General features: G+C 70.1%; 10 protein-coding genes. 5 read left to right on the top strand and 5 right to left on the bottom strand.

Annotated features, from left to right (window positions below; genetic code table 11):
• The first annotated feature begins 27 nt into the window (after positions 1–27).
• On the top strand, positions 28–612 hold the full coding sequence (locus tag ACWCSD_RS38670) for a DinB family protein (RefSeq protein WP_449922365.1): 585 nt from the start codon (positions 28–30) through the stop codon (positions 610–612).
• Positions 613–1,120: 508 nt separating this feature from the next.
• Positions 1,121–1,933 (top strand): hypothetical protein, encoded by an 813-nt coding sequence (locus ACWCSD_RS38665; protein ID WP_397156972.1) that lies wholly within the window; start codon positions 1,121–1,123, stop codon positions 1,931–1,933.
• 219 nt (positions 1,934–2,152) lie between these two features.
• Here ACWCSD_RS38665 and ACWCSD_RS38660 read toward each other — a convergent pair whose 3' ends face one another.
• Positions 2,153–2,443: a hypothetical protein gene (locus ACWCSD_RS38660; protein WP_449922363.1), complete on the bottom strand. Its 291-nt coding sequence runs from the start codon at positions 2,441–2,443 to the stop codon at positions 2,153–2,155.
• A gap of 200 nt (positions 2,444–2,643) precedes the next feature.
• Here ACWCSD_RS38660 and ACWCSD_RS38655 point away from each other — a divergent pair, with 200 nt between their 5' ends.
• A complete protein-coding gene (locus tag ACWCSD_RS38655; RefSeq protein WP_449922362.1) occupies positions 2,644–3,441 on the top strand; it encodes a maleylpyruvate isomerase family mycothiol-dependent enzyme in 798 nt (265 codons plus the stop codon).
• 910 nt (positions 3,442–4,351) lie between these two features.
• On the opposite strand, the gene ACWCSD_RS38650 is transcribed toward ACWCSD_RS38655, so the two are convergent.
• Together ACWCSD_RS38650 and ACWCSD_RS38645 are read right to left on the bottom strand one after the other, a co-directional pair.
• Positions 4,352–5,017 (bottom strand): VOC family protein, encoded by a 666-nt coding sequence (locus ACWCSD_RS38650; RefSeq protein ID WP_449922361.1) that lies wholly within the window; start codon positions 5,015–5,017, stop codon positions 4,352–4,354.
• A 290-nt stretch (positions 5,018–5,307) separates the two neighbouring features.
• On the bottom strand, positions 5,308–6,543 hold the full coding sequence (locus tag ACWCSD_RS38645) for a hypothetical protein (RefSeq protein WP_449922359.1): 1,236 nt from the start codon (positions 6,541–6,543) through the stop codon (positions 5,308–5,310).
• A gap of 792 nt (positions 6,544–7,335) precedes the next feature.
• Between ACWCSD_RS38645 and ACWCSD_RS38640 the strand changes: the two genes are divergently transcribed.
• Positions 7,336–7,857, top strand: coding sequence for a GNAT family N-acetyltransferase (locus tag ACWCSD_RS38640; RefSeq protein WP_449922357.1), 522 nt, complete (start codon positions 7,336–7,338; stop codon positions 7,855–7,857).
• Between the two features lie 426 nt (positions 7,858–8,283).
• Here ACWCSD_RS38640 and ACWCSD_RS38635 read toward each other — a convergent pair whose 3' ends face one another.
• Both ACWCSD_RS38635 and ACWCSD_RS38630 read right to left on the bottom strand, forming a co-directional pair.
• Positions 8,284–8,862, bottom strand: coding sequence for a TIGR03086 family metal-binding protein (locus ACWCSD_RS38635; protein ID WP_449922355.1), 579 nt, complete (start codon positions 8,860–8,862; stop codon positions 8,284–8,286).
• 57 nt (positions 8,863–8,919) lie between these two features.
• On the bottom strand, positions 8,920–9,333 hold the full coding sequence (locus ACWCSD_RS38630; protein WP_449922353.1) for a TMEM175 family protein: 414 nt from the start codon (positions 9,331–9,333) through the stop codon (positions 8,920–8,922).
• Positions 9,334–9,610: 277 nt separating this feature from the next.
• On the opposite strand from ACWCSD_RS38630, the gene ACWCSD_RS38625 reads away from it, so the two are divergent.
• Positions 9,611–9,977: TetR/AcrR family transcriptional regulator (locus tag ACWCSD_RS38625; RefSeq protein WP_449922351.1), on the top strand; the 367-nt coding region annotated here is incomplete at its 3' end.

The raw sequence follows: 9,977 nt of genomic DNA, 5'->3' as shown, positions 1-9,977 counted from the left end.
CGGCGCAGCCTGACAGGATCGTGACCCATGATTGACGACTTCGCGAAAGACAACCTGCACGAGAGACTGCGACGGGACCGCAAGGCGCTGCTCTGGAAACTCGACGGCCTGTCCGAATACGACGCCCGCCGGCCTTTGACAGTGACCGGGACCAACCTCCTCGGCCTGGTCAAACACCTGGCCACCGTCGAGGCCAGGTACTTCGGCGAGGTCTTCGACCGCCCTTCCCCGGAACCGCTGCCCCGATGGCAGGACTCCAACGGCAGCGATCTGTGGGCGACCGAGGACGAGACTCGCGATCAGATCATCGGGTTCTACCGGCGCACGTGGGAACACTCGGACGCGACGATCAACGAGCTGCCCCTCGACGCCCCCGGCCACGTGCCGTGGTGGCCGGAGTCAACGCCGGCCTGGCACATGAACCTGTTCGCCATCATGGTCCACGTCCTCGGCGAGTCCACCCGGCATGCCGGGCACGCCGACATCCTGCGCGAAAGCCTCGACGGCCGGACCGGGTCGCGCGCCGAGTACGAGGAGCAGATCGACGAGGAAGCCCGTGCAGCCTACTGCGCGAAGATCGAGCAGGCCGCCAGGACGGCCAGAACCAACTAGGGCTCGACCCGCATCGCGCCACCGTGGCCGCGCCCTTGGCGGGGCCGCGGTTCACCGCCGCCCCCCACCAGGCCCTCACCCGATTTCGGGGCAGGCGTCCTCGTCGCCCGGGTCCGTCCCGACCCGGCGCCATCGACAGACGTCCTCGGCCCAGGACGATGCCGCTCGTTCGGTGGCCGGGGTAGCCGAACCGGTACGACACGGCGGCCATCGCAGCGTCCGCCACGGGTGTCCGGGCCGAGGACGAGCACTCGCCGCAAACCAGCAGCCATGAGCCCCCGCCGCCCACCCGAGCTCCCGCTGACTTCACCCTCAGGAAGGGCGCAGTGATTTCGGATCGCCCCCCACCTGGTCTCCCGCAGGGCCGCTAGCCGCGGCCTCCGTGGTGGGCACGCAAGGTCCGCGTTGGAGGCGCACTTCGATGAACGGGCTTCGCCGTACTGGATGGGATGTCTGGATGAACCCTCCAGGCCGGCGGGGCGTCCCTTTTGGTATGAAGAGATCGCGGTTGACCGTCATCGCGCTGCTCGTGTCGTTGTGCGCCTGCGGCCAGTCCGGTGCCGGCCCGGTGCCTTCTGTGGCCGGGACCGAGACGATCGTGTTGCCGCGGGCCGATCAGCCCAAAGCGCATCGGCCCACCCTGGAGCGGCTCAAGCGGGAGGCGGCGTCGTCGGGCCGCCCCCTGGAGGAGGTCGTCAAGCGGTACGCGACCCGGGTGGCTGCCACCTCCTCGCCCAGGCCGACGGACTTCGAGGGTTACGACCCTGCGGTGACCGACCCGGACGTGGTCATCGACGGCATCCCCTACGCCGAGCTGGTCGACCTCGGGGCCGTCGCCAGATCGGAGGGCATCTCCTACGAGGAGGCCATCGACCGCTTCGGCTCACAGTCGTCCAACAGCCAGGTGATCGACAAACTCCATGCGGAGTTCCCTGACGAGATCTCCGGCGTCAGCTACGTCGACGGCCAGCGGGGGCTGCGCGTCGGCTTCAAGGGTTCCATCCCGGCTCGCGCGATCGAGCTGGCCAGGACCCTTCCCGTGGAGGTCACCCTGATCGGCGGCAAGGGATTCTCGGCCTCGGAGCTCCGGCAGGCCCAGGACACGGTCGTCTCCTGGCTCCGGTCCCGTCCTGAGGTGGCCACGATGACGGCGCACCCAGATGAGGAGACCGGCCAGGTCAAGGTCACAATCCAGCCGAAGGTGATGCCGGACGATGCCGAGGAGTTCAAGCGTGGTCTTCAGCTCCCGCAGCCGGACAATCCGCACATCACCGTCGAGGTCACGCTCTCCGCCGAATCGGTCGCCGTTCGGCCGCAGTGAGGGCCGCCGAAGCCCCCGCGCGCGCACGGCCCGAATTCAGCGCCCAGGAGCCCCCGGCATGACTCCGCTCGATCGCACTCTTGCCAGAGCCCTCACCGAGGTCGTCATCAGGCTGGACCTCAGCGCCAGGCAGCTGACGGCCTGGGAGACACCGGCGACGCCCGGGCTACCACCTGAATGACGACCCGTTCGCCGAGCCGGCGATCGCGAGCCCGGTAATCAGGGCAGATTCGAGCGCTGTTGCCGGCCACGAAGCCTCTCCAGCGCGGCCGCAACCTCATTGACCTGCTCAGGTTTCCGGGTGCTCCACTCGGAGACCCCGTTGAACCATCGGTTCCAGACCGCGCCCACAGCCTCGGCGGTGACCTCTTCCTCACCGCGCACCAGAGCGGTCAGATCACGCACTTCAGAGTCGTACTCGTCCTCGGGAGCCCCCATGCCCAACAGACCTTCGGGGTCGTACTGATTGATCAGCACACGGACAGCGGCGGCCACCTGATCATCCTTCATGCCTCCAGCATGCCCCGGCGCCTCCGGGCCTTCCCATCACTTGCCGAACATGCCTGGCGGGCCTTCAAGCAGTCTTCGCGATCGGTGACCGCATGCTCAGTGCACAGCCCCGGCCGCTTGACCACTTCTGCCGCGACCTCGTACGCATTGACGAACCGCCCCGCTACCGGTCCCGGGATCGACGGTGATAGACATCCGGCGTGGAAAAGAACCTGGAGTTCCCTGACCTGCTGCGACTGATCGATGAACGGTCGACCGCCTTCCGCGCCACGGTCGCCGCCGCGCCCAGTCTCGACGCACCGGTGCCGACCTGCCCCGAGTGGAAGCTGTTCGATCTGGTGAAGCACCTGGGCGGGGGAGACCGTTTCTGGGCCGCCATCGTCGGCGCGGGGCCTGCCGACGCTCCCCCGGCCGAGGCCGCCGCCGCGCGCGCCGCGCTGGAGGTGCCGCGGGAGCGCGAGGCCCTGCTGGCCTGGCTGGAGGAGTCCACGCGACTTCTGCTGGGCGTGCTGCGGGAGGCGGGCCCGGACGCCGGCTGCTGGGCGTGGTGGAGTGCCCTGCAGACGCCACGGACCTCCGGCGGAGTCGCCCGGCACCGGGTTCAGGAGAGCGCCGTGCACACGTACGACGCCCAGCTCGCCGCGGGCGCCCCGCAGCCGGTGCCGGCCGAGATCGCCCTCGACGGTGTCGAGGAGTTCCTGTTCACCTGCGTCGCGACGCCCAGCGCCTGGCCGCACAAGCCCACAACCTTCGACTTCCACGCCGCCGAGGGCCGCTCCTGGCGCCTCACGGTCGACGGCGACGGCGCACGCTCCACCCGCATCCCCGCGCCCACTGCCGCGACCGGCGAGGACCGGGACGCAGCCGGCGCCTCCGTCCACGGCACGGCCAGCGAGTTGGTCCTCTACCTGTACGACCGTATCCAGGCCGGCTCCTTGCACGTTGACGGAGACGCAACGCTGCTCGACCTGCTCCGCGCCTGGGAGCCGGAGGAATAGGCCTCCGGGATCGGACCGAAAGTTTGGCGCTATAAAGGCGATCTTGACGACGATTTCGGCGGCGAGTGCCGTTTGCCGTGGTTGAGCGCCCCGGCGTGCCTGCTCATGCCTGTGGATCTCCTCTCACCTGACTGGACTCACGAGCGCTGGAGGCACTGGCGGGTGAGCGCCGTCCGGCGACAAGACTGGGAGGGCGGTGCATGCGCCCGTTGGCGGGGCTGGCGCTGTAGACCATCGCCACGGTAGCGGCGCCGTACAGGAGCCAGGGCCAGGCGAGCGCTCCAGGAGGGAGTCGGCAGCCGGCAGAGCAGCCACAAGATCGGTCCGGTCAGCGCCCAGGCCGACCAGATCGCCTCTCCTCCCATGGGCAGGCCGGCGGCATGGGCGGTGAGGCAGGCGTGCACCGGCGTGGTGACGACCTCGGCGCCTGCCACGCAGACGGCCAGGGGGGTGTGCTCCAGCGGGCGACGGATTGCCTGACGCGAAGTCCCGCATTTCGGGGCGCTGGGGCAGCTGATCGCGCGGCAAGGGCTGGCGGACGGGTTCTCCCCGGCGGTGCACAGGTGGTCGGCGAAGAGGCCGGGGCAGATCGAGTCGCCCTGCCCCTCGTAGGGCGGGCGGTGGGCAGACCGCTCAGGACGCCGGCGACTCCTCGCACCTGGATCGGGCTGGCCGTGCTCGTCCTGCCGATACTCCTGATCGCGATCGACGGCATGGTGCTGGTCTTCGCGCTACCCGCCATCACCACGGACCTTCAGCCGTCGGGCACCGAGCAACTGTGGCGTTTCCTGGGCCGCCATGCCATCGCTTCGTCCGGACCTTCCGAGGGAAGGAGAGCTGACGGACAGCTTCCCCATGGGAGCCGATCGGCGAGTCAGGTCTGTGCCACGTGCAACGGGACAGACGTTCGTCAGCTCAGGCAGAACTCGTTGCCCTCGACGTCCTGCATCACGAGGCACGACTCGTTTTCTTCATCGGCGGGCAGGAGCCGCACGCGTTTCGCGCCGAGAGGGATCAATCGTGCGCATTCGGCCTCAAGGGTTGCCAGTCGCTCTGCACCGACGAGTCCGGTGCCGACCCGCACGTCAAGGTGCAGCCGGTTCTTGGTGACCTTGCCTTCGGGAACGCGCTGGAAGTACAGCCGCGGACCGACACCCGAGGGGTCGCTGCACGCGAACCAGGAGTCCTGCTGCTCGGGCGGCAGTGTGCGATTGAAGTCGTCCCAACTGGCGAACCCCTCAGGCGGTGCCGGCGGGACATACCCCAACACCTCGCACCAGAAACGGCCGACACGCTCAGGTGAAGCGCAATCGAAGGCGACTTGAATCTGCTTAACGGATGCCATGGGAAAATCCTCCCATACGGCACTATGCGTGCCGTAATCGCTCACCTTGCACCCCGGGCCGGATTGGCAAGGCACTGAAAAGATCCACAGCTCCAGCCTGAACGCCGCGCCCACCCGCCTGCCCGGCATCTCGACGACTTCCTCACCGACCCGGCCAACGCCAGCCGTTCCGCGCACACCCGGCGCGCCTACCGCGGCGAACTGATCGCCTTCGCCGCCCGCAAGCTGCATCGCGTCGCAGCAACCCGAGTGGAGGGCCTCCGAGGTGCGTTCTCAGCAGCCCGCGGTGCGGGTAGGGCGCGGCCCGGCGTGCGGGCAGGGCAGTGCGCGTCATGGGCGGCCCGAAATTGATTCGCGCAGTCGGCGGGCCGAGGGGCGGTCCAGCGTGCGGTTCGGGCAGTTTGCGGTGCAGGTGATGCGCGATGCGGCGTGTGGTTCTGGTTGTCTGCGGCCTGCCGGGTGTTTCTGGTTGATGCCCGGTCCGCGCTGCCCGCAAGTTCGTTGCCCGGGGTCGCCCGCGGTCAGTCGGCCTGTGTCGCCTGTGGTTCAGGGCCGAGGGCTCGTTGGGTGAGTTCGGCGGCGACCGCTCGTTCTCGTAGCAGGGCGGCCTCGGCGCGTGCGGCGTCCAGTTCGGCCCGTACGTCCGCCAGGCGCATGCGCTCCAGCCGCAACTCCCCCAGCAGCTGGTCGCGTTCCTTGACCGCCGCCGCGGCCCGTACCTTCTCCCGGACGTGTTGTCTGCGCTCCTTGGCCAGCGCCGCGGCGGCGTCCTCCTCGGCCGACGCCAGCTTCCGGACCAGGTCACCCACCTCGGTCGCGGCCTGGGCGGCCTCCCGCTGCGCGACCGCCCGGTCCCGCTCGGCCTCTGCGGCCGCCCGTTCGGCACGTTCGGCCCGCTCCACCGCTCGCTCCCGCTCCTGCGCGGCCGCCTCCTCCCTGGCCGTGGCCGCGATCACCACCCGCTCGGCCAGCTCGCGCGCCCGCCCGGCCGCCGCCGCCTCCTCCCGGGCGCGATCTCTCTCCTCCCGCGCCCGGTCCGCCTCCAGCCCGGCCTGTACGGCCTGCGCCCGCGCCTCCTCGGCCCGCTCCTCGGCCGCCTCCGCCTGCTCGGCCAGCTCCTGGACGACCTGATCCCGGGTCTGCTCGGTCAGCTCCGCCTGGCGCGACGCCTCCTTCACCCGCCGTTCGGCCTGCTCGGCCCGCCGGACCGCCTTCTCGGCGGTCTGCAACGCCTGCCGTTCGGTGCTGGCCGCCTCGCGCAACGCGGCCAGGGCCTGCTCGCGGGCGCGTTCGGCGTCCTGCAGCGCCGTCTCACGCTCGATCTCGGCCTCCTCCAGCCGGGCTCGCATCTCGGCGGTCTGCCGGCGCGCGTGCTCGGTGGCCTCACGAGCCAGGCGTACCTGCTCGAAGGCCTGCTCCCGTTCGGTGCGGGCGATCGCCACGCGGGTGTGCGCCTCTGCCTGGACGGCGCTCAGCTTGGCCTCGACCCCGGCCGGGCTCAGCTCGTCGGACAGGGCCTTGGCCAGCGGCTCGATGGCCGCGAGAAGCCCGGTCTCCATCCGGTCGTACAACTGCTCGGCCCTGGCCAGCGCTCCTTCCAGCCCGGGGGTGGCCCGCCGCAGCTCGCGCTCCCGCTTGGCCGCCGCCTGGCACCCCTTCTCCGGACAGTACGACTTCGGCCGCCCGCGCCCCGGCCGCTGCTCGATGGGAGCTCCACAATGCTTGCAAGGCGTCACCACGCCGACCTCCGCAGTCACGGCGACACCCTAACATTTTCTAATTTCTGGAAATTCAAATCCAGAAATTGACCATGCGCATGCGAGGTCGGGATGAAGTCGCCACCGCAGCGACGTCCGGGAGCGGTAGGACCTCGCCACCGCAGGTCAGCGCCCTGCCCGCGTGAACGGCCGGACGTCCGCCACTGAGCGCAGACCCGGCCGCGCCGCCTCCGGCCCACCGGACGGACATGCAACGTCTCCGGCGTGTCGCCCTCTTCGCGTCTCCGCCGCTCGCCACAATGCCGTGTCGCACCGACAGTTCGTTCGTGTCCGCCGCCGTGTCAGCGTGTCCGCCACCGTGCCGGACGTGACCACCAGCTCCACGTTCCCGCGTGCACACTCACAGGACGATGACCAGCTCGTACGATTCGCGCCGCCCTCGTCGGGCTCGGCGCCACGTCGCGCCACGCGGTGCGCAGGGCTGGCCGACGGGGCAGCGCGAACACCGCCATGAGCCCGCACGCGGTGACCGTGCGTTGCTGTGCCGGGACGCGCCCGCTGTGGCCGCGCGTGCGTCCGGCGCGGCCGCCCGCCTGCGGCCGCCGCCGGTGGCTGTTCGTCCCTGTCGTGCCGGTGGAGCCTGCCGTCGAATTACCCGCCGTCAAGGAGCGGCACGGCGCCGAACGTCGTCAATGCCGGATTCCGCTCCGACGCACAGGGATTGGCGGGAAGACGGAGCATCTGCCGCCGCTCGCGAGCCGCCCGGGGTCCGGCCATCCGGCACATCGCGCACCAGGTGAGGGACTTAAACTGCACATCGTGTTTCCTCCAGTGAAGATCATCTCCAATGGGTTGGTGATTCGTGAGTTCGGGCCGCAGGATGCGGTGCCTGTGGCGGCATTCGTGGCCTCCGGGGATCGAACGGCCCTGCCGCCCGGCTGTCCACAGACGGTCGCCGACGTGCACGGGTGGCTGACCGACACCGTGCACCGGCGACGGCTGGACAGCGAGGGCGTACACCTGGCGATCGTGGAGCAGGCCACCGGCGAGATCGTCGGCAGTATCGGGTTGCGCGACACAGACTGGGAGACCGGCCGTACCGAGATCGGTTACGGAATTCACACTGGTCAGCGCGGCCGCGGCTACGCGACCGAGGCCGCGCGCGCGGTTGGACGGTGGGCGCTCGTCAACGGTGGGATACGGCGTGTTCAGCTGCGCTCCCGGATCGACAACGTTGCTTCCCTACGGGTTGCCGAGAAGGCCGGATACCAGCGGGAGGGCACCGTGCGGGTCGCGGAACGGGACGGGTGCGAAGCTCATGACCTGGCCGTCTTCTCGATGATCGCCACATGAGCAGCCGCAGAAACTGAAGAAACCGCCGCTCGTGATCCGGGCGGAGCTTCATCGACCAGCGGTCCGCCCTCGCCGTGCCGGTCACCGTGGCGGACCGGCGACGACCTCCAGCCCAGGTGGCGGGTCAGGTCGAGCTCGAAGCGCCCTCGATTACGCAGAGCCACCGCACCGCCGGTCGCTCCGACCCGAGCGGCCGGCCTTGGAGGCCGGCCACAGTCGAAGGTCGAGCCAATCTCGCCCCTACCCCGCACCCGTGTAGATCGCGCGTACAGGGCCAAAAGTCGTCGGTGAAATCATCCACCGCTCAACGTGGCCGAGCTACTGATATCCCGGCTCAACTGGGCCCCGGACGGCAGAGCCCATGCTGCGCCGGCCGAGCCGCCCACGCCTCACCTGGCCGGAGTTCTGGTCACGGTCGCCTGCACGTCACCTGGCCCGATGCGGGGCGAGGTCGCGGCCAAGGAAGGCCAGCAGCCGCCGGTGGGCGGGTGCGCCTGCGGGCTGATGAAGTTCGAGGCCGAACATTCCGGGGCGGCGGAAGGCGTCGAAGTCCATGCCGCGCATGGTGGCGAGCAAGTCGTCGCAGGCCTGCTCGTCCACCAGCGTTTCCTGGTCGGTGGCGATCGCCAGGTCGACGCCGTGCACCAGGACCTCGGTCAGATGGATGAGTGCGGCCATCGGTCCGGGCACTTCGCCGAATCCCAGCCGCACGGTCGTCTTCAGGGCACCCTCGCGGTGCCAGGCCGCGAGGTCGAGCCGGGCGGCTCCGAGAAAAGCGCCCTGCGGGTCGGTGCCCAGCCAGTCATCCTCGTGCTCGCCGCCGGGGTCGGTGCCGGTGAGCTCGGCGGCGAAGATGCGCATGCCGCCGACCAGGTGGTTGAGCTCGGTACGCACGTCCCATCCCGGGCAGGGTGTGGGGGCGGTGAGCTGCTCGTCGGTGATGCCCTCGACGATGGTCGCGGTCATGTGGACGGCCTGGTCGATCCGGCCGATGGTGTCGGTCATCTGGTTGCTCATTTCGGTACTCATCGTGCTTGGGGATTGATCAGGTCCGGCCCGGGTTCACCGCTGGGGTTCACGGGTTGCCCCGGCTTCGAATCGGGCGGGCGAGTGCGGAGGCGGACGGCGAGGGGTCCGCCGTAGCGGCGAACAGGTCTGCGCCATCGGGTTGGTGATCGATGCGCCGATCACCGCGGTCGGGAGCGGCTGGAAGGCGACCAGGAGCAGGACCGGCGCGTGCCGGAACGCGAACCCCTTCGCCGGCCGGCGGACGATGTCCTTCAGCTGGTGGTGGCGGCGCCACACCCACCGTGGCAGGAGGAACGCCAGCGCGAACGCCGACAGGAGCCCCGCTGGTCGACCAGGAAGTCCCACAGCTCGGGCCCGGACTCCCCGTCGCTCCTCGTCCGGGCGCTCCAGTTCCACCGCCCGCGGCGTCGTCGCAATCGCGAAGATCGCACCGGTGAAGAAGGCCAACCTCTCGGGAGTGAGCCCATGCTCCGGCCGCGCATCTGCGCTCGCTGGTGCACTTGCCGGCACCAGGCGTCCTCGTCGCCGTCCGGGATGGCCCGTGCGGTTCCGATCATCTCGCCCAGGTCGGGCCAGCCGTGGGGGGCGAAGCACGCCGCACGAAGGGACTCGATGAGGAACTTCACGGCGGACTCCCCTCATGGAACGAGACGGAACGGGACCGTCTCGACATGTCGCACCCTAGCCCCGGCCCGACCCGAGACGCAACCGTTCCGTCTCGGGTATGCTCGGCGGCATGAGTCGATCGCCAGCAGCTCGCCCGCCCGGCGGGCCCGTGCTTCAGGGCGCCGTCACCGACGCGATCCGCACCGCCTTCTTGGAAGAGCTCGCCGAAGTCGGCTACGGAAGGTTGTCGCTGGAGGCCGTGGCCCGGCGGGCCGGCTCGGGCAAGGCCGCCATCTACCGGCGCTGGCCGTCCAAGGAAGCCGTGACCATCGACCTGATCGCCCAAGTCTCCATCGCCGCAACCGACACCCCCGACACCGGAACCCTGCGCGGCGACGTCCTGGCCTTCCTGACCGCGGTCGACGCGGCGCTCCGGCATCCACTGGTGTCGCGAATTCTGCCCGACCTGTTCGCTGCGGGCGTCC

The organism is Nonomuraea sp. NPDC001684, assembly GCF_053596515.1.
This window is presented reverse-complemented; position numbering and strand designations above follow the sequence as displayed.

What these genes read in the sequence shown, in the direction of transcription:
- ACWCSD_RS38670 (WP_449922365.1), top strand. Translation starts at nt 28, where the DNA reads ATGATTGACGACTTCGCGAAAGACAACCTGCACGAGAGACTGCGACGG.
- ACWCSD_RS38660 (WP_449922363.1), bottom strand. Translation starts at nt 2,443, where the DNA reads ATGAAGGATGATCAGGTGGCCGCCGCTGTCCGTGTGCTGATCAATCAG.
- ACWCSD_RS38650 (WP_449922361.1), bottom strand. Translation starts at nt 5,017, where the DNA reads ATGCAGCTTGCGGGCGGCGAAGGCGATCAGTTCGCCGCGGTAGGCGCG.
- ACWCSD_RS38635 (WP_449922355.1), bottom strand. Translation starts at nt 8,862, where the DNA reads ATGACCGACACCATCGGCCGGATCGACCAGGCCGTCCACATGACCGCG.